At 66.1% G+C, this 20715-nt stretch carries 19 protein-coding genes and 1 pseudogene; 5 read left to right on the forward strand and 15 right to left on the reverse strand.

Annotation, left to right across the window (positions count from 1 at the left end; translation table 11 throughout):
- Nucleotides 1–102: 102 nt before the first annotated feature.
- The 9 genes from GAK28_RS11120 to GAK28_RS11160 form a co-directional block, all read right to left on the reverse strand.
- Nucleotides 103–1947 carry a S9 family peptidase gene (locus tag GAK28_RS11120; RefSeq protein WP_291778619.1) on the reverse strand — a complete coding sequence of 615 codons (1845 nt, stop codon included), beginning with the start codon at nt 1945–1947 and terminating at the stop codon, nt 103–105.
- A complete protein-coding gene (gene pqqE / locus GAK28_RS11125; protein WP_291778622.1) occupies nt 1944–3104 on the reverse strand; it encodes a pyrroloquinoline quinone biosynthesis protein PqqE in 1161 nt (386 codons plus the stop codon). Before pqqE ends, GAK28_RS11120 begins: the two co-directional genes overlap by 4 nt.
- A complete protein-coding gene (gene pqqD, locus GAK28_RS11130) occupies nt 3076–3342 on the reverse strand; it encodes a pyrroloquinoline quinone biosynthesis peptide chaperone PqqD (protein WP_291778626.1) in 267 nt (88 codons plus the stop codon). The genes pqqE and pqqD overlap by 29 nt, the downstream gene beginning before the upstream one ends.
- Complete coding sequence (gene pqqC / locus GAK28_RS11135) at nt 3339–4088, reverse strand: pyrroloquinoline-quinone synthase PqqC (RefSeq protein WP_291778628.1); 750 nt, start codon at nt 4086–4088, stop codon at nt 3339–3341. The genes pqqD and pqqC overlap by 4 nt, the downstream gene beginning before the upstream one ends.
- 9 nt (nt 4089–4097) lie before the next feature.
- Nucleotides 4098–5009, reverse strand: a complete 912-nt coding sequence (gene pqqB / locus GAK28_RS11140; protein ID WP_291778630.1) for a pyrroloquinoline quinone biosynthesis protein PqqB — start codon at nt 5007–5009, stop codon at nt 4098–4100.
- A 66-nt stretch (nt 5010–5075) separates the two neighbouring features.
- A complete protein-coding gene (pqqA, locus tag GAK28_RS11145; protein ID WP_291778738.1) occupies nt 5076–5153 on the reverse strand; it encodes a pyrroloquinoline quinone precursor peptide PqqA in 78 nt (25 codons plus the stop codon).
- A 124-nt stretch (nt 5154–5277) separates the two neighbouring features.
- Nucleotides 5278–6183: a LysR family transcriptional regulator gene (locus tag GAK28_RS11150; RefSeq protein ID WP_291778633.1), complete on the reverse strand. Its 906-nt coding sequence runs from the start codon at nt 6181–6183 to the stop codon at nt 5278–5280.
- 2 nt (nt 6184–6185) lie between these two features.
- Nucleotides 6186–7052, reverse strand: a complete 867-nt coding sequence (gene tesB, locus GAK28_RS11155; protein ID WP_291778636.1) for an acyl-CoA thioesterase II — start codon at nt 7050–7052, stop codon at nt 6186–6188.
- 41 nt (nt 7053–7093) lie between these two features.
- A complete protein-coding gene (locus GAK28_RS11160) occupies nt 7094–7651 on the reverse strand; it encodes an N-acetylmuramoyl-L-alanine amidase (protein ID WP_291778640.1) in 558 nt (185 codons plus the stop codon).
- A 45-nt stretch (nt 7652–7696) separates the two neighbouring features.
- Between GAK28_RS11160 and GAK28_RS11165 the strand changes: the two genes are divergently transcribed.
- The 3 genes from GAK28_RS11165 (at nt 7697) to GAK28_RS11175 (ending at nt 10832) form a co-directional block, all read left to right on the forward strand.
- Entirely contained in the window at nt 7697–8215 is a 519-nt protein-coding gene (locus GAK28_RS11165) for an alpha/beta hydrolase (protein ID WP_291778643.1), read from the forward strand.
- Nucleotides 8212–10353 (forward strand): bifunctional 23S rRNA (guanine(2069)-N(7))-methyltransferase RlmK/23S rRNA (guanine(2445)-N(2))-methyltransferase RlmL, encoded by a 2142-nt coding sequence (rlmKL, locus tag GAK28_RS11170; RefSeq protein ID WP_291778646.1) that lies wholly within the window; start codon nt 8212–8214, stop codon nt 10351–10353. Before GAK28_RS11165 ends, rlmKL begins: the two co-directional genes overlap by 4 nt.
- A gap of 77 nt (nt 10354–10430) precedes the next feature.
- Nucleotides 10431–10832, forward strand: a complete 402-nt coding sequence (locus GAK28_RS11175) for a hypothetical protein (RefSeq protein ID WP_291778649.1) — start codon at nt 10431–10433, stop codon at nt 10830–10832.
- Nucleotides 10833–10974: 142 nt separating this feature from the next.
- Here GAK28_RS11175 and GAK28_RS11180 read toward each other — a convergent pair whose 3' ends face one another.
- Nucleotides 10975–11412, reverse strand: a complete 438-nt coding sequence (locus tag GAK28_RS11180) for a DUF6491 family protein (protein WP_291778652.1) — start codon at nt 11410–11412, stop codon at nt 10975–10977.
- A 185-nt stretch (nt 11413–11597) separates the two neighbouring features.
- On the opposite strand from GAK28_RS11180, the gene egtB reads away from it, so the two are divergent.
- Together egtB and egtD are read left to right on the forward strand one after the other, a co-directional pair.
- Nucleotides 11598–12866: an ergothioneine biosynthesis protein EgtB gene (gene egtB, locus GAK28_RS11185; RefSeq protein WP_291778656.1), complete on the forward strand. Its 1269-nt coding sequence runs from the start codon at nt 11598–11600 to the stop codon at nt 12864–12866.
- Nucleotides 12863–13846, forward strand: a pseudogene (gene egtD, locus GAK28_RS11190) (L-histidine N(alpha)-methyltransferase). Before egtB ends, egtD begins: the two are co-directional and overlap by 4 nt.
- Nucleotides 13847–13908: 62 nt before the next feature.
- Here the strand turns inward: egtD and mfd are convergent.
- The 5 genes from mfd to GAK28_RS11215 all read right to left on the reverse strand — a co-directional run bounded on the left by mfd (nt 13909) and on the right by GAK28_RS11215 (nt 20679).
- A complete protein-coding gene (mfd, locus tag GAK28_RS11195) occupies nt 13909–17358 on the reverse strand; it encodes a transcription-repair coupling factor (protein ID WP_291778658.1) in 3450 nt (1149 codons plus the stop codon).
- A gap of 100 nt (nt 17359–17458) precedes the next feature.
- Nucleotides 17459–18367: a cation transporter gene (locus GAK28_RS11200; RefSeq protein WP_291778661.1), complete on the reverse strand. Its 909-nt coding sequence runs from the start codon at nt 18365–18367 to the stop codon at nt 17459–17461.
- A 63-nt stretch (nt 18368–18430) separates the two neighbouring features.
- A complete protein-coding gene (locus GAK28_RS11205) occupies nt 18431–18937 on the reverse strand; it encodes a Slp family lipoprotein (protein ID WP_291778663.1) in 507 nt (168 codons plus the stop codon).
- Nucleotides 18938–18965: 28 nt separating this feature from the next.
- Nucleotides 18966–19868: a 23S rRNA (adenine(2030)-N(6))-methyltransferase RlmJ gene (rlmJ, locus tag GAK28_RS11210; protein WP_291778666.1), complete on the reverse strand. Its 903-nt coding sequence runs from the start codon at nt 19866–19868 to the stop codon at nt 18966–18968.
- Nucleotides 19869–20046: 178 nt separating this feature from the next.
- The gene (locus GAK28_RS11215; RefSeq protein ID WP_291778669.1) at nt 20047–20679 is read right to left on the reverse strand and encodes an NAD(P)H-binding protein; all 633 of its coding nucleotides are present in this window, start codon (nt 20677–20679) and stop codon (nt 20047–20049) included.
- Nucleotides 20680–20715: the final 36 nt, after the last annotated feature.

Consider the following 20715-nt stretch of genomic DNA (forward strand, 5'->3'; position numbering starts at 1 on the left):
CCGGGATGTTGGGCATGGCTTCATTCGCGTTGGCTGTGCTGAGGGGTCGCGCGCAAGCGCGCTCCTACAAGGGGGGGAGTCGCCGGGATAGAGCGCGCGTGGTCAGGGGAGGTGGGTGTAGAAGGTGTGTTCGTGTTCCAGGGCGTGGGCGAGGGTGGTGGCCTGGCGGAAGCCGTGTCGTTCTTCGGGGTAGGCGTGGTATTCGCAAGGGATGCCGCGTTCGCGGAGTGCGGCGACCATCGCTTCGGTTTGTGCGGGTACGACCACCGCGTCGCGCAGGCCCTGGAAGAAGATCACCGGTACGTCGATGTCCTGCGCATGGAGCAGGGGCGTGCGTTCGCGGTAGATCGCGGCGTCGGCCACGGGGTCGCCGATCAGCCAGTCCATGTAGTCCGCTTCGAATTTGTGGGTGTCCTTCGCCAGCGCGATGGGGTCGCTCACACCGTAGAGGCTCGCGCCGCCGCGGAAGACATCGCGGAAGGCCAGGGCACATAACACCGTATAGCCACCTGCGCTGCCGCCGCGGATATAGGCGCGCTTCGGATCGATCAGCCCCTGTTCGGCGAGCCAGGGTACGAGGGAGCAGACATCGTCGACGTCCGCTTCGCCCCAGGCGCCACGCAACGCGTCGCGATACGCGCGGCCGTAGCCGGTGCTGCCCCGGTAGTTGACGTCGGCCACGGCGAAACCTTGGCCGGTCCAGAACTGGATGCGCGGGTCGAAGGCGGGATGTGTCGCCGAGGTCGGGCCGCCGTGGACGAAGACGAGCAGGGGCGGCGGCGTGGTGGTGCGTGGCAGATAAAGGAAACCGTGAGCTTCTGTAGGAGCGCGCTTGCGCGCGATCGCGCGCAAGCGCGCTCCTACGACGGGCCAGGTGATGGGTTGAGGTGGCGTGATGTCCTCATCGGGCAATGGCGATCCCCCGCCAGCGATGATGTCCAACTCGCCCGTGCCACGATCGATCGCGATGATGGTCGAGGAGCGAGTGGCGGATGCGGCTATCGCGTAGAGACGTCGCTCGTCCGCTGCGATGGCGCGGAAGCGTGTGTAGGACGGCGCGAGCTCATGGACATCCTCGCCGTCGAGCAACGACAGCCGCCCGAAATCCTTGTCGAACCAGGTGACGAACCGTCGGCCGTCGTCGAGTCCGAGCCACGTATGGGCGCCTAGTTGCCAAGAGGCGCCAGCGTGATCGGCTTGCGGCGAGGGGATGGCCATGGCTGCGCCATGAACGGGAAAACGCCAGGGTTGCCACCAGCCATCCCGATCGGTCAGTGCGATCAGATCGCCGTTCCTGGCGAAGGCGGGCTGCTGGATCGATTCGTCACCGGCCGCGACGACTACGGGTGCGCCGGAGGGCATGCCAGATCCATCCAAGGCAACACGCATCAAACGCGTTCGGGTCCAGGGTTGATGAGGACGATCCCATTCGATCCAGGCGAGCGACAGGCCGTCATTCGCGACGCGAGGCGACGCATAGAAATCGGTGCCTTCCGCGAGTACTTGTCGTTGTCCTCGTGCATCCATGGCGATGATCCGATGCACCGGCAGCCGAGCACCTTCGTCATGCTCTTCCACGGCGAGCACCCGTTCGTGTGCTTGGTCGTACACAAGGTCGCCATGGCGCGCCTCGTCGATGCCACCGAAGCGCTCCGGCGCACCTGCATCAAGCGCCTGTCGATAGACCTGCTGGTCCTTCTCGTTGACGAAGCACACTGCGCTCCCTGCGACACAGAAACTGCCACCGCCATATTCGTAGACGCGGCTGCGCATGCTGTATCCGTCCGGCGTCAGGCAGCGTGCTTGTCCATCGCGCCAGATCCAGAGGCGGGTCGCACCATCGGCGGGATCGAAGCGTCCGAAAACGAGACCTTCCGGTCCTGCGGCCAGTTCGGTGAAGTCGGCACCGGCCGCGACGGCCTGCGCTGCGCTGAGGCGTTGGGTCATGTCGGCGTGACGCGTGCAATGAGGCGTGAGTTGGGTGCGTTGCGAAAGGTCAGCTCATCGATACGACGGGTTGCCGTTTCCGCTTCGGCGCGTGCGGCGAGAATCAGGTCGTGGTGTGTCGATTTCGCACACACGGGGTCCGTCGCGGCGGCGTCGCCGGTGAGCATGAAGGCCTGGCATCGGCAGCCGCCGAAGTCCTTCGCTTTCTCGTCGCAGGACCGGCATGGCTCGGGCATCCAGCCATCACCACGAAAATGGTTGAAGCCGGGCGAGTTGTACCAGATGTGCGAGAGCGAGTGCTCGCGGACATTCGGGAACGCGATGGGCAACTGGCGGGCGCCATGGCATGGCAGGGCCGTGCCATCCGGGGTTACGGTCAGGAAAATGCTGCCCCAGCCGCTCATGCACGGCTTGGGGCACTCCTCGTAGTAGTCGGGGGTGACGAAGATCAGCTGGCAGGGATGATCTTCCCGCGCTAACCGTTCGCGATAGTCATTGGTGATCCGCTCGGCGCGTTCCAGTTGCTCGCGCGTGGGCAGTAGGCCGAGCCGGTTGAGGTGGGCCCAGCCGTAGAACTGGCAGGTGGCCAGTTCCACGTAGTCGGCCTCCAGCGCGAGGCACAGGTCGATGATGCGGTCGATGCGATCGATGTTGTGCCGGTGCGTCACGAAGTTCAGCACCATGGGATACCCCTGTGCCTTCACCATGCGCGCCATCGCGAGTTTCTGGGCGAAGGCCTTCGGCGATCCCGCGATGAGGTTGTTCATGTCCTCGTCGCTGGCCTGGAAGCTGATCTGGATATGGTCGAGCCCACGCTCGCGGAAGTCGGCGATCTTCGCTTCCGTCAGGCCAATGCCGGAGGTGATGAGGTTGGTATAGAAACCGAGCCGGCGCGCCTCGCTGATCAGCTCGGGCAGGTCCTGCCGTACCAGCGGTTCCCCACCGGAGAAACCCAGTTGCGCCGCGCCCATGGCGCGCGCCTCTCGCAGTACGCGGAACCAGTCCTCCGTCGTCAACTCCTTGCCCTGTGCGGCGAAGTCGAGCGGGTTGGAGCAATAGGGGCATTGCAGCGGGCAGCGGTAGGTCAGCTCGGCGAGCAGCCAGAACGGCATGCCGGGACGCGTGGTGTCAGGCGAACTGGAGCCAGTGCTTTTCATGGGCCACCTGCATGAAGTCGTCCACGTCGCCGCCGATATCCTCGTCGGGGAATTCGTCCGACAGCGTAGTGATGATCTGCGCGATGCTGCGCTGGCCGTCGATCAGCTCGCCGACCATGCCGGCACCGTCATTGAGCCGGACCATGCCTTCGGGATACAGCAGAACGAAAGCTTCTTGCGCCGGCTCCCACTGGAAGCGGTAGCCGGGGCGCCAGCGGGGGATGCGTTCACGACTCACAGGGCGATTCCCTTGTGCCAGGCGCGATCCGCCGTGACCGTGTGATACGGCGGTCGCTGGAGTTCATACGCCATGCTCATCGCATCGAGCATGGTCCAGAGGATGTCGAGCTTGAACTGGAGGATTTCCAGCATGCGCTGCTGGGCATCGTGCGTGGTGTAGTGGTCAAGCGTGATCGACAGGCCGTGCTCCACGTCCCGACGTGCCTGCCCGAGACGGGTACGGAAATAGGCGTAACCCTCCTGATCGATCCACGGATAGTGCTGCGGCCAGCTGCTCAGGCGCGACTGGTGGATCTCCGGCGCGAACAGTTCGGTCAGAGAACTGCTGGCCGCTTCCTGCCAGGTCGCACGGCGCGCGAAGTTCACGTAGGCATCCACGGCGAAGCGCACGCCGGGCAACACCAGCTCTTGCGAAAGCACCTGTTCGCGATCGAGGCCGACCGCTTCGCCGAGCTTCAGCCATGCTTCGATGCCGCCACCTTCGCCCGGCGCACCGTCGTGGTCGAGGATGCGCTGCAGCCATTCGCGGCGCACGTCGCGATCCGGGCAGTTGGCGAGGATCGCCGCGTCCTTCAGGGGAATGTTCACCTGGTAATAGAAGCGGTTCGCCACCCAACCCTGGATCTGCTCGCGCGTGGCGCGACCTTCATACATGGCGACGTGGTACGGGTGATGGATATGGTAGTAGCGGCCCTTGTCGCGAAGGGCCTGTTCGAACGCTTGCCGGGAGAGCGCCTGTGTCACGTCGTCCGCCTAGAGGGTGATACCCATGCCGTCCCAGGCGACGTCGATGCCACGGCGCGTCAGTTCCGCGCGCTCGGGCGAGTCGTTGTCCAGGATCGGATTGGTGTTGTTGATATGGATGAGGATCTTGCGCGGTACGTTCAGCGTATCCAGCACGTCGAGCATGCCGCCCGGTCCGTGCTGGGCGAGGTGGCCCATCTCGCGCCCGGTGCGTGTGCCGACGCCGCGTCGTTGCATCTCGTCGTCGTGCCAGAGCGTGCCGTCCACGAGCAGGCAATTCGCGCTGGCCATGACGGCGCGTAGCGCGTCGTCCACCTCGCCAAGTCCCGGGGCGTAGAACAGCCGACCACCGGTCTCGATGTCGTCGACCACGAGGCCGATGTTGTCGCCGGGGTGCGGATCGCCACGGTGCGGGGAATAGGGCGGTGCCGCGCTGCGCAGCGCGAAGGGGGTGAAGCGCAGGCGGGGGCAGGTGGCGATGGTGAAATCCTCACCCGGAATGATGCGCCGGCGCACGAGCCCGCCGTTCCAATGCGAAAGCATGCGGAACAGCGGGAATCCATGGCTGAGGTCTTCATGGACCATGTCCGTGCACCACACTTCGTGCGGGCATCCCTCGCGCAGGCTCAGCAGCCCCGTCGTATGGTCGATCTGGCTGTCCAGCAGCACCACCGCCGAGATGCCGGTGTCGCGCAGCGCACGGTTCGGCTGCATCGGCGCGAAGCTCGCGAGTTGCGCGCGGATGTCGGGTGAGGCGTTGCAGAGCACCCAATGCACACCGTCGTCGGACAGGGCGATGGACGATTGTGTCCTCGCGGTGGCGCGCAGCGTGCCGGCACGAAAGCCAGCGCAGTTGGCGCAGTTGCAGTTCCATTGCGGAAAGCCGCCGCCGGCGGCGGAACCCAGAACCTGGATGTGCACGGTGATCCGTTCGTCCGTTGCAGGAAAGAAAACGCCCCGGAAGGCCGGGGCGTCGACGCCGATGTGTCAGCGATTCGAAACGTACATCGTCACTTCGAAGCCGAGACGCAGATCGGTGTAGGCGGGCTTGTTCCACTTACGCATAAGGTCGATCCTCGGGTGGGCGCCAGACAGCCTGGCTTCTTCGAGATTAACACCCACCCCGCGTGGTCAAACTGTGTACTGGACGGCAGTTTCGTGCTTCGCGATAGAAACGTCCAAAGCGCCTTTAACGCGAGGTGTCGGCCGCGTCGAACATGAGCTTGGCGAAGGCTTTCACCAGCGGTGACGTATCGTCGCGACGGTGCACCAGATGCAGCTGACTTGCCGAATCCGGTGAATCGATGGCTACATAGGCGATGCCTTTGATGTGTACGTGGCGCATCGACTCGGGCAGCACGGCGACGCCGAGTCCGGCGGCGACGAGGCTCACCATCGTCGACGACTCTCCGGCCTCCTGTGCGATGCGCGGCATGAAGCCGGCGTTTCGGCACATGGTGAGCAACTGGTCGTAGACCCCGGTACCCGCTCCGCGTGAGAACACCACGAAATGTTCGTCGGCGAGTTCTTCCATGCGCAGCCCCTTGCGCTTGCGCGTGGCCAGCGGATGGTCGGCGCGCAGCACGGCCACCAGCGGATCGGACACCAGTGTCTGCGATACCAACGGGGCGGGCAGGTGGCCGCCGCGTAGCAGCCCCACCTGTTGGCTGCCGTCGAGCAAGGACTCGATCTGTTGCAGCGTGTTGCGTTCGACGAGCACGAGCCGCACCGCCGGATAGGCTTCGCGGAACGCGCGGATGGCGCGCGGAAACGATTCGATCAGCGGCGTGGAGCGAGTGAAGGCGACCTGCAGTTCGCCGATCTCCCCGCGTTCCGCGCGGCGTGCCACGTCGCCGGCATCGTCCACGCGGGCGATGATGTCGCGGGCCGCGTCGAGATAGGCGCGACCGGCGTCGGTGAGTTCCACGCGTCGGTTGGTGCGGCGTAGCAGGCGCACGCCAAGCATCGATTCGAGATCGCGGATCTGCTGGCTGAGTGGCGGCTGGGACATGCCCAGCCGCTCGGCGGCGCGACTGAAATGCAACTCGTCGGCCACGGCGATGAAATAACGTAGGTGCCGCAGCTCGACGCTCATGCTCAGTCCGGACGGACGCGGATCAGGCCTTCCTGTGCGGTCGAGGCGATCAGTCTGCCGTCGCGCGTGTAGATCATGCCGCGCGCGAGTCCGCGACCGCCCTGCGAGGTGGGGCTGTCGAAGGAGTACAGCAACCAGTCGTCGATGCGGAACGGACGATGGAACCACAGTGCGTGGTCGAGGCTCGCCATCTGCATGTTGCGCGTGAGATAGGAGATGCCGTGCGGCAGCGTGGCCGTCCCGATCAGATGGAAATCGGAGGCATAGGCCAGCAAGGCCTGATGCAGCGACAAGGTGTCGGCCACCGGCGCGTTGAGGCGGAACCAGATGTGCTGGTACGGCGGCCGCTTGGCCGGGCGCAGTTCGTCGCGGGGCCAGACGTGGCGAAACTCGAACGGACCGTCCTTGCCGAGCCAGCGCTGGGTTTTCTCCGGCAGGCGGGCGAGCTGGTCCGAGGACATGGCCGGCATGGGCTCGATGTCCTCGGGGGCGGGCACCTCGGGCATCGACATCTGGTGTTCGTAGCCGGTCTCCGGCACCTGGAACGAGATGGAGCCGTTGAGGATGGGCTGGCCGTGCTGGATCGCCACGACGCGGCGCGAGGAGAAGGAACCGCCGTCGCGGGTGCGTTCCACGCTGTAGACGATGGGCGCGTCGATATCGCCGGCACGCAGGAAGTAGGCATGCAGCGAATGGGCGACGCGGTCGTTCGGTACGGTGCGCTGGGCGGCGGAAAGCGCCTGGCCGAGCACCTGGCCGCCGAAGACGAAGCGGGTGCCGATGTCGCGGCTCTGGCCACGGAAGAGGTTGTCTTCCAGGCGCTCCAGTTCGAGCAGTTCAACGAGTTCGCTGACGTGGTTGTCCGACATGGAGCGGTTTCCCTGTAACGATGCAGCGAATTATACGGCGCTCAGGTGTCCAGTCGGATCAGTCCGGTGTCCACCATCGCCCGGGCCCAGGGAAACTGCGGGCCGGGGTCGCGCTTGCGTGGCACTTCGGTTTCCGGATCGTCGCTGGCCGGGACCATCGCGGTGTCCAGATCCTCGTGGCCGGCGATATGGCGCAGTGAGGGAAAGCGCTCCAGGAGATGCTGGAGCAGGGTGCGCAGGGCGGTGATCTGGGCCTCGGGGTAGGGCTCGGTCATCACCTGGCGGCGCGAGTCGAACCACTCCGGGTAGCGACCGAGGTTGACCAGTTCGATACCGATCGAACGCGGGTTGTAGCCACGGGTGTGGTTGGCCGTGCGCGACGGGTCGACGTAGCAGAGGATCGAGCCGTCGCGATCGACGTAGTAATGCCCGCTGGCGCCGGTGCCCCGATCCTCGTAGAGCACGCGCTCGCCATATTCGCGGGCCATGGCCAGGTCGGGCAGCTCGGTGCAATGGATGACCACCAGGTCGACGTCGGCTGGGGCGCGTTCGGGCAGGCGGGCTTCGTAGGGGAGCGGGGCGTGGAGGATGTCGATCATGCCGCTTTGATAACATAGCCGGTCATTCCGCGTACGGAGACCGCCATGCGCGGCCACATCATCCTTTCCCACGGTTCCGATTCTGGTCCCGACGCCACCAAGGTGAGCGCCCTGGCGGCCCTGGCCGAATCGCTCGGCTGGACCACCCATCGCCCGGACTACCGCGAAGACGACCACAAGGGGTACGCCGGGTCCATCGACCCGCGCCTGGCGCAGCTGTCCCGGGCCATCCAGGCCTCGCCGGTCCCGCCGGTGCTGGTCGGCTCCAGCATGGGCGCCTTCGTGTCCGGCCTGGCCTCGCTCGACGCCCCGGTCGCCGGCCTGTTCCTGCTGGCGCTGCCCACCCATATCCCCGGCTATCCGCGCGCCTTCGCGGCCCGGACCGACGTGCCGTCCTTCCTCGTTCATGGATTCGACGATGACGTGTGCCCGGTGGACGAGGCGATCGGCTTCGCCCGGGGCCATGGCATGCCGACCCTGCTGCTGCGCGACGACCACCGCCTGGGCGCCACGCTGCCGGTGATCGAGGCCGAGTTCCGCCGCTTCCTGGAAGGCATCGCATGAATTTCTTCGCCACCTGCCCCAAGGGCCTGGAATACCTCCTCAAGGACGAACTGGTCGCCATCGGCGCCGAGAACGTCAAGGAGGCCCTGGCCGGCGTCTCGTTCGAGGGCGGCCTGGAAACGGCCTACCGCGCCTGCCTGTGGTCGCGCATGGCCAGCCGCGTGCTGCTGCCCGTGGCCGAGTTCGAGGCGGCGACGCCCGAAGCCCTGTACGAGGGCGTGCAGGACATCGAATGGTCGGAGCACCTGGCCGCGCACGGCACGCTGGCCGTGGACGCCAACACGGCGCAGAGCAAGCTCACCCACAGCCAGTTCATCGCGCTGAAGACCAAGGACGCCATCGTTGACCAGTTCCGCGCCGCCAGCGGCGCGCGCCCCGACGTGGATCCGGAGGAGCCGGACCTGCGTGTGAACGTGCGCCTGCGCCGCGATCGCGCCACGGTGTCCATTGATCTGTCCGGCTCCCCGCTACATCGTCGCGGCTGGCGTGAACGCCAGGGCGAGGCGCCACTAAAGGAAAACCTCGCCTCGGCGATGCTGGTTCGTGCCCAATGGCCGCGGATCTACGCCGATGGTGGCGCGCTGGTCGATCCCATGTGCGGCTCCGGCACCCTGCTCATCGAAGGCGCGCTGATGGCCGCCGGGGTGGCCCCGGGTCTGCGTCGCGGTTACTACGGCTTCCTGGGCTGGCTCAAGCACGACTACGTCTTGTGGCGCACCCTATGGGAAGAGGCCAAGGCCCAGGCCGACGAGGGCCTGCGCAACCTGCGCCCGGCGTTCTTCGGCAGCGACAGCGACGGCAACATGGTGCAGACCGCCAAGCGCAACGCGCAGGCGGCCAACGTGGCGGGCTTCGTCCACCTGGACCGCCGCGACGCCGTCCATGTGACGCCGCCGCCCGAGACCCCGCTGGGCCTGGTCATCACCAATCCGCCCTACGGTGAGCGCCTGGGTGACCGCGCCCAGCTGCCGCAGCTGTACCGTGAACTCGGCCAGGCGCTGAAGGATCGCTTCCCGGGCTGGCGTGCCGCCGTGCTGGCCGGCGACGAGGAACTGGGGCGTGCCCTGCGCCTGTCGCCGGACAAGCGCTACGCCCTGTTCAACGGTGCGCTGGAAACCCCGCTGCTGACCTTCAGCCTGCGTGCCCGCGACGAGGCCCCGCGCGAGGCGAAGCCGTTGTCGGACGGCGCGCAGATGCTGAAAAACCGGCTGGAGAAGAACGTCCGCCACCTGCGCAAGCGCCTGTCCCGCGAAGGCATCACCTGCTGGCGCGCCTACGACCAGGACCTGCCCGAGTACGCCGCCGCCATCGACGTCTACGAAGACTGGCTGCATATCCAGGAGTACAAGGCCCCACAGGACATCCCGGTAGAGGTCGCCCGCACGCGCCTGCGCGAGGTGGTGCGCGTGGCCGCCGAGGTGTTCGAGACCCCGCGCGAACGCATCGCGGTGAAGACCCGCGAGCGCGGCAAGGGCGGCTCCAAGTACGGCCAGTTCGACCAGCAGGGGCAATTCATCGAGGTGGGCGAGGGCGGCCTGCGCTTCCTGATCAACCCGACCGACTACCTCGACACCGGCCTGTTCCTCGACCACCGCCTGGTCCGCGCGAAGATCCGGGAACTTGCCGCCGGCAAGCATTTCCTGAACCTGTTCGCGTACACCGGCACGGCCAGCGTCTACGCGGCCGCCGGCGACGCGCGCGACACCACCACGGTGGACCTGTCGGCCACCTACCTGGACTGGGCGTCGCGCAACCTCGCGCTGAACGGCTTCACCGGCAACCGCCACCGGCTCGTTCAGGAAGACGCGTTGTCCTTCCTGGAGAAGCGGTCGATGCAGTACGGCGTGATCTATGTGGACCCGCCGACCTTCTCCAACTCCAAGAAGGCCGACGACTTCGACGTGCAGCGCGACCACGTCAAGCTCCTGATGCTGTGCGCCGAGCGCCTGCTGCCGGAGGGCGTCATCGTCTTCTCGAACAATTACCGCCGGTTCCAGCTTGATCGGGCGGCCCTGGAACCCCATTTCCAGATCGAGGACTGGAGCGCACCGAGCATCCCGTTCGACTTCTCCCGGCGCCACGATATTCATGGTTGCTGGCTGCTTCGGAAGCCGTTCGTGAATCCATGGAGAACGTGAACGGAGGGTGCAGAAAACTTCAGTCCGGATTCAGTGCCGGAGCGCGAATCTGCAGCCACCAGCCGGAGGTAACTGTCATGAAAGGTAAGTTCGTCAAGTCCGCTCTATTTCTCGCCGCCGCGGGGTTGATGGCATTCGCTCCCGCATCCTTCGCCCACGGGTGGGGTTACGGCGGTGGCTACCGTGGCGGTTATTACGGTGGCTACCACGGCGGTTACTACGGTGGTCGCGGTCACTACGACCACGCCGGTCGCTGGGTGGCTGGCGCCATTGTCGCCGGCGCGGTGGCCGGCCTGGTTTACAGCGCCACCCGTCCGAGCAACACCGTGTACTACGACCGTCCGGTGTACTACAGCCGTCCGGCCACCACGGTCATCTACGATGACGGCCCGGCGTACACCACGCGTCGCGTGACCACGACCACCACGACGTACGACGACGGTTACACCACGCGTTACGTTCGTGACGACGGTTATTGATCGTCGGCGGTAGGTGGTAACGAAAAGCCCGGCTTAGGCCGGGCTTTTTTGTGGGCCGTCCTCTGTAGGAGCGCGCTTGCGCGCGATGGGGGTTACCGCGAACCCCATCGCGCGCAAGCGCGCTCCTACAGGTCAGTGACGATCAGCGGACCATGCCGTTGGGTTCGGTACCCGAACCCTTGCGTGCGGCTTTCTTCTCGAGCTGCTGATACGTGGCCTTGTCGATCTTCTCCACCGACTGGATCTGGCACGGCGGGTCGTCGCGACGCACGATCTGCTCGTTGAGGCTGCCGCAGATACGCATCGGCGCCACGGCCTTGATGCTCTCGGCACCGCGGAAGTGGATGCCGCCGCCGAGATCCATGCGGGGACAATCCACGTTGGTCGTGACCCGGTAAAAATTCGGGCCGTTGGCGACGATGACGGTGCGGTTGTCGACCATCGCCCAGTTGCTGATCTGGTCGGTGCGCAGGCATTCGGCGACGGGTAATTCCTTGCGGCCCTGGGGGGCGGGTGAGTCGGCGGCCTGGACCGTTCCGACGAGGATCAAACCGGCGACGATGACGTAACGGACGTTCATGGACGGATCCTCCGGGGTGGGAAGCCTTACGTTAAGCCGATCCGACGCGGAAAACGAGGGCGGCTGCGGCAAGGGTGCGGGAACCGTTAAGAACGTCGCCGCCGCCGCTCACACCCATTGAACGTTTCCTAGGGCAAGGTCGGCGCGGTCGCTGGCGCCTCTTCGCCCGCATGGGACATCCCTCGATGAGCCACCTCCCGCTCGGCCTCGTATCCGTTCCGCCGGCAGGCGCGGACGTCGCCATCCACTACCTGACCGTACGTCGTCGTACGGTCGCGCTGGCGGCGAGGTTGCGACCGGAGGACACCGTGGTGCAGTCGATGCCGGACGCGAGTCCGACCAAGTGGCATCTCGCGCATACGACCTGGTTCTTCGAACAGTTCATTCTTTGCCGTGACCGCCGTTACGTGGTGGCGAATCCGGAATGGCATTACCTGTTCAACTCGTACTACCAGTCGGTGGGCCCGATGCATGCGCGTCCACGGCGTGGCCTGCTGACGCGGCCGACGTTGGAGGAAGTGTTCGACTATCGCGATCGTGTGGACGACGCGATCATGTCGCTGATCGCGAAGGGCGACGATGTCGCCTTGGCCGATCTCGTCGAGCTGGGCGTGCAGCACGAACAACAGCACCAGGAATTGCTGCTCACCGATATCAAGCATGCTTTCGCGCAGAATCCGCTGGAACCCGCGTTCGCACCTGATGCGCCGCGTGCGTTGCCCGTGGTCGCGCCGACATTGCGCTTCGTACCTTACGAAGAGGGCGTGGTGAAGATCGGTCACGAAGGCGAAGGATTCCACTTCGATAATGAAGGGCCGCGCCATCGTACGTATCGCCAGGCGGGTGCGCTGGCCAATCGACCGGTAACCAACGCCGAGTATCGCGCCTTTGTCCACGACGGTGGCTACGAAGAGCCGACGCTATGGTTGTCGGACGGATGGGCGACGGTGCAAACCGAGCAGTGGAAGCGTCCGCTGTACTGGGACGAGGCGCTGGAGACGGAGTTCACGCTCTCAGGGCGTCGTGCGATCGATCCGCACGCACCCGTGACACATATCAGCTACTTCGAGGCGGATGCCTTCGCGCACTGGGCCGGTGCGCGCCTGCCGACCGAAGTGGAGTGGGAAACGATGGCCGAAGACCTTCCCGTTCAGGGGAACCTTCAGGACGCCGACATGTTCCAACCTCGTGCCTCGTCGTTCGAGACCCCGCTCGGACAGATGTATGGCGACGTTTGGGAATGGACCATGAGCCCCTATGTCAGTTATCCGGGCTTTCGGCCGCTGGCCGGAGCGCTGGGCGAATACAACGGCAAGTTCATGAATGGTCAATGGGTGCTTCGAGGAGGTTCCTGCGCCACGCCCGCGGACCACATTCGCGCGACTTACCGCAACTTCTTTCCTCCCCATGCCCGTTGGCAGTTCTCGGGGATACGACTGGGAAACGATCGATGAGCGCTCAACCGAAGGATATCCGTGTCGACGACCGTCATCCGGATATCGAAGACACCTTGCAGACCGTTCGCCGTGGTCTTTCGGCGAAACCCAAGAAGCTTCCGTCCTGACTTTTCTACGATGAACGTGGATCCGCCCTGTTCGAGGCGATCTGCGATCAACCCGAGTACTACCTGACGCGCACGGAGATCGCGATCATGCGCGATCACGCGGCGGAGATCGCGGCGACGCTAGGCCTCGAGGTACGCCTGGTCGAGTACGGCAGCGGCAGCGGCATCAAGACGCGGATGCTGCTCGAACACCTGAAGGCTCCGATCGCGTACGTGCCCGTGGAAATTTCGCGCAGCGCGCTGATGGAAAGCGTGGCGTCGCTCGCGACGCAGTTCCCGGACGTGCCGATGCAGCCGGTGTGCGCGGATTTCACCCAGCCGCTGCGCCTTCCCGTGGCCGCCCGTGCGCCGCGGCGCACCATCATCTACTTTCCTGGCTCGACGATCGGAAATTTCGAGAGCAAGGAGGCGATGAAGATCCTGCGCCAGATGCGTGCGGAGATGGGCGATGGCGGTGGCGTGCTCATCGGCGTCGACCTGAAGAAAGACACCGCCGAGATCGAGGCGGCCTATAACGATGCCGCAGGCGTCACGCGCGATTTCACCCTGAACATGCTGGTGCGGCTCAATCGCGAGATCGGCACCGACTTCGACGTGGACGGCTTCCGTCATCGCGCACGCTACAACACGCTGGCGGGTCGCATCGAGACCTCGCTGGTCAGCGCGAAGCGGCAGGAAGTGCATGTGGGGCCGGAGACCTACGTCTTCCGCGAAGACGAGGCGATGCAGGTGGAATACAGCTGCAAGTATTCGCTGGACGACTTCGCGCTGATGGCCGCGAAGGCCGGCCTGTCGGTGCAGAAGGTCTGGATGGACGCGGACCGCAGGTTCAGCGTGCAATACCTGGTGCGCTCGACGCCAGTAACCTGACCCACGCCCTGTAGGAGCGCGCTTGCGCGCGATCGCGCGCAAGCGCGCTCCTACAACGGTCATCAGGCAGGTCTACGCGCCCCCAGCGACACCAGCGTCTCCTGCGCCGCACGGATGCGCTCGCTGCTGCCGGGCAGTTCCATGATGATGCGCAGCTTGTCCTGCCCGTCCATCTTGAACACGCGCGGCTGCTGCTGGATCAGCTTGATGAGCGCCATTGGATCGATATCCGGCTTGTCGCGGAAGGTGACACGGCCGCCAGTGGCACCGAAGTCCAGCTTGCGAATGCCCAGCGGCGTCGCCATCAGCTTCAGCTGGGCCACGGCGAACAGGCACTTCGTCTGATCAGGCAGCAAGCCGAAGCGATCGATCATCTCCACCTGCAGTTCGCGCAGACCTTCGTCGTCGCGTGCGCTGGCGATGCGCTTGTACAGCGTCAGACGGGTGTGCACATCGGGCAGGTAGTCGTCGGGGATCAACGCGGGTAGATGCAGTTCCACCTCGGTCTCGTGTTCGGAGGTGAGGTCGAAGTCCGGCACCTTGCCCGACTTCAACGCACGTACCGCGCGATCCAGCAACTCGGTGTATAGGCCGAAGCCGATTTCCTGGATCTGTCCCGATTGTTCATCGCCCAGCATCTCGCCCGCACCACGGATCTCGAGATCGTGGGTCGCCAGGGTGAAGCCGACGCCCAGTTCTTCCAGCGACGCCAGCGCTTCGAGCCGCTTCTCCGCATCGGGCGTCATCGCCTTGCGGTCGGGCACGATCAAATAAGCGTACGCACGGTGATGCGAACGACCCACGCGGCCGCGCAGCTGGTGCAGCTGGGCCAGGCCGAAACGGTCAGCGCGGTTGACGATGATGGTGTTCGCCGTGGGGATGTCGATGCCGGACTCGATGATGGTCGTGGAGACCAGCACGTTGAAACGCTGCCGGTGGAAATCCGCCATCACCTGTTCCAGCTCGCGCTCGGGCATCTGGCCGTGGGCCACGCGGATGCGCGCCTCGGGTACCAGCTCGCCCAGCTCGCGCGCGGTGCGCTCGATGGATTCCACCTCGTTGTGCAGGAAATACACCTGGCCACCGCGTGCCAGCTCGCGCTGGATCGCCTCGCGCACCAGCGCCGGCTGGTAGGTGGAGATCAGCGTGCGCACGGCCGTGCGGTGTGCGGGCGGCGTCGCGATGATGGACAGGTCGCGTAGGCCGCTCATCGCCATGTTCAGCGTACGTGGGATCGGCGTGGCGGTAAGGGTGAGCAGGTCGACCTCGGCGCGCAGCTTCTTCAGCTGCTCCTTCTGGCGTACGCCGAAACGCTGTTCCTCGTCGACGATGACGAGGCCGAGGTTCTTGAAGCGGATATCCGGCTGCAACAGCTTGTGGGTGCCGACCATGACGTCCACCTGGCCGTCGGCGAGGCGTTCCAGCGCATTGTCGACTTCCTTCTTCGACTTGAAGCGCGAGAGCACCTCCACGCGTACCGGCCAGTCGGCGAAGCGATCGGCGAAGTTGCGATAGTGCTGCTGAGCGAGCAGGGTGGTCGGCACGAGCACGGCGACCTGCTTGCCGGCGGTCGCGGCAGCGAAGGCGGCGCGTAGCGCGACTTCCGTCTTGCCGAAGCCCACGTCGCCGCAGACCACGCGGTCCATGGCGCGCGGTCGTGCGAGATCGGCGATCACGGCGTCGATGGCGCGCTGCTGGTCGACCGTTTCCTCGAACGGGAAGGTCGCGGCGAATTCCTCGATCATCTGCCGGTCCACCGGCAGCGATTCGCCTTGCTTGGCTTCGCGCTGCGCGTAGATCGCCAGCAGTTCGGCCGCCACGTCGCGAACCTTCTCCGCCGCCTTCTTGCGCGCGCGCTCCCAGGCGTCACCACCGAGGGAATGCAGCGGCGCCAGCTCTGGCGCGGTGCCGGTGTAGCGGCTGACCAGGCCCAGCTGCGCCACCGGCACGTAGAGCTTGTCGCCCTTGGCGTACTCGATGGTCAGGAATTCGCCCGGCATGTCGCCGACATCGAGGGAGAGCAGGCCCTGGTAGCGGCCTACGCCATGGTCGATGTGCACGATGGGTGAGCCGATGGACAGCTCGGTGAGATCCTTGATGATGCTTTCAGGGTCGCGCGCGGCGCCGGCGCGCTTGCGGCGGTCGGTACGCACGCGCTCGCCGAACAGCTCGCGCTCGGTAAGCACGGTCAATGCCGGCTTGGTCAGCGCGAAGCCCTGTTCCAGCGAGGCGACCGTGATCGAGAACGCCGCGTCGGAGGCGAGGAAGGCTTTCCAGTGCTCGACGTTCACCGGCTTCATGCCGGCGCCGCCGAGTTGTTCGATCAGCGCTTCGCGGCGACCGGCGGAATCGGCGGAGATCAGCACGCGGCCCGGATAATGCGCCAGGAAATGGCGCAGGGCGGTGCCGGGCTCCTCGCCCTTGCGGTTCAGCGGCAGCTCGGGCGCCGGCTGGGTGCCCAGATCCACGGCGTGTTCGTGGTCCTTCGCGACGACGTCGATGCGGACCTGCTTGTTCAGCCGCTCGCGCAGGAGTTCGGGCGGCAGGTAGATGTCTGCCGGCGGCAACACGGGGCGCTCGATATCGTGCGCGCGCTGGTCGTAGCGCTCGGCCACCTGCGTCCAGAACGCGTCGGCGGCATCGAGCGAGCCTTCGCCAAGCACGAATAGCGTCTCGCCCGCGAGGTAGTCGAACAGGGTTTCCGTGGCCTTGAAGAACAGCGGCAGGTAGTACTCGATACCGCCCGGCGTCACGCCTTCCTTCATGTCCTGGTAAAGCGGGCAGCGGCGCACGTCGATGGGAAAGCGGTCGCGCAGGGCGGCGCGGAAATCCTTGGCGGCCTCGTCGGTCACCGGGAATTCGCGGGCCGGGAGCAGCTCCACGTTCTCGACCTGGTGCTGCGAGCGCTGGGTTTCTGGATCGAAGGTGCGGATCGACTCGATCTCGTCGTCGAACAGCTCCACGCGGTAGGGCTCGCTCGCGCCCATGGCGTAGATGTCGATCAGGGCGCCACGCACGGCGAAGTCGCCCGGCTCGGACACCTGCGGCACGTTGCGGTAGCCGGCGGCCTCCAGACGGCGCTGCTCGGCGACGATGTCCAGCTTCTGTCCCTTGCGCAGCACCAGGCCCGACCCGGTGATATGGCTGCGCGGGGCGATCCGCTGCATCAGCGTGGCCACCGGCACCACCAGCACGCCGCGCTTGATCGACGGCAGCCGGTAGAGCGTGGCGATGCGCTGGGAGACCACTTCGGGATGCGGACTGAAGACGTCGTAGGGCAGGGTTTCCCAGTCGGGGAAATGCAGCACGGGCAGTTCGCCCGCGAACACGCCCAGCTCGCTTTCGAGGTTGTCGGCGCTGCGCGTGTCCCGGGTCACCACCACCAGCAGGCCGTCGTGCGCCCGGGCGGCTTCGGCGACTTCAAGGGCCCAGGACGAGCCGTTTGGCGTCGCCCAGTAGCGGCGGGTCTTGGCGTTGGCGGGAAGCGGCGGACGGGGTATCGCTACGGGCATCGGATCGACAGCTCGGCTTGCGGACAAGACGGCGATTGTACTACCCCCGGCTGAAAGCACCTGTAGGAGCGCGCTTGCGCGCGATGCCCTCAGATTCCCCTCAGTCCGCGATATCCGGCTCGAAGAAACTCCACCGCACATCCTTGAACCGGGCCTTGAAATCGGCCTCGACGACGTTGATCGCCTCGATCATCGCGCAGGCGGTCGGGGTGGCCGCCATCCGCGCCTTCACGGCGACCATCACGTCGGTGCCCATCTGCAGGGTCAGCACGTTGTAGACCAGGTCGATCTCCGGGCGGGCCTCCAGGAAGGCGACCATCTCGGCCCGGCGGCGGGGCTCGACGCCCTGGCCGATCAGCAGCGCCTTCACCTCGCGTGCCACGGCCACGGCGACCACGATCAGCAGCACGCCGATGGCGATGGTGCCAATGGCGTCGTAGATCAGATTGCCGGTAACCATGGTCAGCAGGATCGCCGCCAGGGCGAAGCACAGTCCGAGCAGGGCGGCGAGGTCTTCGCCGAAGATCACCAGCAACTCGCTGGCGCGGGTCTCGCGGAACCACTGCCACAGCGAGCGGCCGTTACGGGCCTTGTTCACCTCTTGCAGGCAGCCGTGCATGGAGATGCCCTCGGTGACGATCGAGAACACCAGCACGCCCACGGCCAGCCACGCCCAGCGCAGCGGTTCGGGGTGGGTGAGCTTGTGCACGCCCTCGTACACCGAGAACATGCCGCCGACGCTGAATAGCAGGATGGCGACGAGGAACGACCAGAAGTACAGCGCGCGGCCCCAGCCCAGCGGGTAATCGGGGGACGGCGGCCGCTTGGCCTGGCGCATGCCGAGCAGCAGAAGGCCCTGGTTGCCGCAATCCGCCAGCGAGTGGACCGCTTCGGCGAGCATCGCGCCCGAACCGGTGAACAGGGCCGCCACGAGCTTGGCGACGAAAATGGCGAAATTGGCTCCGAGCGCGAGAAAGATCGCGCGCTTCGAATCGGCGTGTCCCGACATGTGTGGCAGTGCCCCCGCTGGATGGATGCCGCCGGCTCTCGTGGCCGGCGGAGTCGCAGGATCTTACCGGATGACGCCGACGCCCACGCCGAAGCCGATGTTCGGATGGCCGCCGGACATTTCCTTGGCCGTCCACACGTGCGACTGGTTCACCGAAACCAGTGGGAAGGTGTAGCTGGCCTGTCCCACGTTGCCGGTGCGCGTGCCGTTGAGGCGGCCGGCGACGGTAACCAGGCCGCCCGCCGGGAAATCCAGGCTCTCGACATAGCCGGGCATCGAGGCGATGAAGCGCCCGCTGCCGGTGTCGTTGGCCTTGGGCCGCTGTGAGCTGTCGAGCGGGTAGGCCAGCACCTCGACTTCGCTGTGGTCGGCGAAGTTGCGCACCTGCACGATGCGTCCGCCCCAGATCACGTCGGCGGAGCCGTAGCGCTCGGGTTCGCGGGCGACCTGCGCCGGCGGCACGGCAACGTTGTTCGCCGTGGCCTTGTAGATCGGTGCCGGCGCGCAGCCGACGAGGCCCAGGGCGAGCAGGGCGGCGGGGATGGCGAGACGGGCGAGGATCGTGCGCATGGGGCGGCTCCTGTCGTATGGGCCGACTTTACCGCTTCGGCAATGAACGCGGCGGATGTGCCGTGTGCATGGGCGTGGGGTCCTTGCCTTCCTCCACCAGCCAGGTCAGCCGGTACTCGGCTTCGCCCTGCTGGCCGAGCAGCTTGGGCAGCAGGCGCAGGGAGTCACGCAGGGTGTCGTCGAGCTTCCATGGCGCGTTGACGATGACCACGCCGCTTCCGTTGAGGCGCAGCGAGGAGTCGGCCGGATGCAGCAGCACTTCGGCGGCCAGCACGCGCTTGGCGCCGCTCTTGGCGAGCCAGCGGTGGAAGGGCTGCACGTGGCTGCGCATCTTGATCGGGTACCACACGGCGAAGATGCCGGTCGGCCATTTTCCCATGGCGGCGGCCAGGGCCTTCTCAATCACCCGGAACTCGGCTTCCTGCTGCTCGAACGGCGGGTCGATCAGCACCAGGCCACGCTTCTCCTTCGGCGGCACCAAGGCCTTGAGGGCTTCGTAGCCGTCACGATGGTGTACGTGAACGCGCTTGTCTTGGTGGAACTGCTGGCGCAGCAGGCCCACGTCGGTGGAATGCAGTTCGCACAGCTGCGCGGTGTCGTTCTCGCGCATCAGGTGCGCGGCGATCCAGGGCGAGCCGGGGTAGTAGCGGAAGGTGTCATCGCCTTCGTTGCAGGCGCGCACCGTCTCCAGCCACTTCCACAGCAGGGGCGGCAGGCCGACGGCGGTCTTCAGCACGGCGACGCCGTCGTCGGACTCGCCGGTCTTGCGGGCTTCGACGCCGCGCAGGTCGTAGCGGCCGGTACCGGCATGGGTGTCGATGTAGGCGAAAGGCGTGGCCTTCTGCTGCATCGAGTCGATCAGGGCCACGAGCACCATGTGCTTCATGACATCGGCAAAGTTGCCGGCGTGGTAGGCGTGGCGATAGTTCATCGCCGCAGTATAACCGCCGGCGGCCCGGGGCCTTGCTTCCTGTAGGAGCGCGCTTGCGCGCGATGGGCCGGAGGGGTGAGTCGGTCGCTGGCGAGGCCTGTAAGTCGCGAGCCGCTTTGTGCCCTGGGACTCACCGCTCCGCCCCATCGCGCGCAAGCGCGCTCCTACAAGGGAGGGGTTAGTAGGCGAGGGTCACGCGCTTCTTCGCCGCGTCGCCCTTTTCGATCCGGTCGAGCACGCCGATGGCGAAATCGGCGATGGAGATGCGGCTTTCGCCCTTGTCGTCGACCAGCACGTGGTCCCCGCCGACGCGGAAGCTGCCCTTGCGCTCGCCCGGGGCGATGATCTTGGCCGGGCTGATATAGGTCCAGTCCACGTTGTTCTGGCTGGCACGGAAGCCTTCGAGGGCGTTGACCTGGCCGTTGGCGTTGTCCTTCCATTCGGCGGGGAAGTGCGGGTCGTCGATCACGCGGATGCCTTCGGCGTTCAGCAGGCTGCCGGCGCCGCCCACCCAGGCGAAACGACGGACGTGAGCCTTGTCGAGGGCGCCCAGCAGGGCTTCGGCGCGGATGCGCAAGTTGGCCGGCACCGGGTCGTTGAGGCTGGCGATGGCGGCGTTGGCACCGGCCAGCGCGCCTTCGAACGACGCCGGCTGGGCGAGATCGCCCTGCACGACGTGAAGGTGGGCGTGCTTCGCGTCGACTTTGGCCGGGTCACGGACGATGGCGGTCACGTCGTGACCGCGGGCCAGGGCCTCGTCGAGGATGACCTTGCCGATGTTGCCGGTGGCGCCGAACAGGACGATCTTCATGGGGTGGATTCCTTGGGAAGGGAAAGACGATAGGCA

It is taken from the genome of Luteibacter sp., assembly GCF_009912395.1.
Taxonomy (GTDB): Bacteria; Pseudomonadota; Gammaproteobacteria; order Xanthomonadales; family Rhodanobacteraceae; genus Luteibacter.

What these genes read in the sequence shown, in the direction of transcription:
- GAK28_RS11150 (WP_291778633.1), bottom strand. Translation starts at nt 6,183, where the DNA reads ATGAGCGTCGAGCTGCGGCACCTACGTTATTTCATCGCCGTGGCCGAC.
- GAK28_RS11165 (WP_291778643.1), top strand. Translation starts at nt 7,697, where the DNA reads ATGCGCGGCCACATCATCCTTTCCCACGGTTCCGATTCTGGTCCCGAC.
- egtB (WP_291778656.1), top strand. Translation starts at nt 11,598, where the DNA reads ATGAGCCACCTCCCGCTCGGCCTCGTATCCGTTCCGCCGGCAGGCGCG.
- GAK28_RS11215 (WP_291778669.1), bottom strand. Translation starts at nt 20,679, where the DNA reads ATGAAGATCGTCCTGTTCGGCGCCACCGGCAACATCGGCAAGGTCATC.
- pqqA (WP_291778738.1), bottom strand. Translation starts at nt 5,153, where the DNA reads ATGCGTAAGTGGAACAAGCCCGCCTACACCGATCTGCGTCTCGGCTTC.
- mfd (WP_291778658.1), bottom strand. Translation starts at nt 17,358, where the DNA reads ATGCCCGTAGCGATACCCCGTCCGCCGCTTCCCGCCAACGCCAAGACC.
- pqqE (WP_291778622.1), bottom strand. Translation starts at nt 3,104, where the DNA reads ATGAAAAGCACTGGCTCCAGTTCGCCTGACACCACGCGTCCCGGCATG.
- rlmKL (WP_291778646.1), top strand. Translation starts at nt 8,212, where the DNA reads ATGAATTTCTTCGCCACCTGCCCCAAGGGCCTGGAATACCTCCTCAAG.
- tesB (WP_291778636.1), bottom strand. Translation starts at nt 7,052, where the DNA reads ATGTCGGACAACCACGTCAGCGAACTCGTTGAACTGCTCGAACTGGAG.
- GAK28_RS11205 (WP_291778663.1), bottom strand. Translation starts at nt 18,937, where the DNA reads ATGCGCACGATCCTCGCCCGTCTCGCCATCCCCGCCGCCCTGCTCGCC.
- GAK28_RS11200 (WP_291778661.1), bottom strand. Translation starts at nt 18,367, where the DNA reads ATGTCGGGACACGCCGATTCGAAGCGCGCGATCTTTCTCGCGCTCGGA.
- GAK28_RS11160 (WP_291778640.1), bottom strand. Translation starts at nt 7,651, where the DNA reads ATGATCGACATCCTCCACGCCCCGCTCCCCTACGAAGCCCGCCTGCCC.
- GAK28_RS11120 (WP_291778619.1), bottom strand. Translation starts at nt 1,947, where the DNA reads ATGACCCAACGCCTCAGCGCAGCGCAGGCCGTCGCGGCCGGTGCCGAC.
- GAK28_RS11175 (WP_291778649.1), top strand. Translation starts at nt 10,431, where the DNA reads ATGAAAGGTAAGTTCGTCAAGTCCGCTCTATTTCTCGCCGCCGCGGGG.
- rlmJ (WP_291778666.1), bottom strand. Translation starts at nt 19,868, where the DNA reads ATGAACTATCGCCACGCCTACCACGCCGGCAACTTTGCCGATGTCATG.
- GAK28_RS11180 (WP_291778652.1), bottom strand. Translation starts at nt 11,412, where the DNA reads ATGAACGTCCGTTACGTCATCGTCGCCGGTTTGATCCTCGTCGGAACG.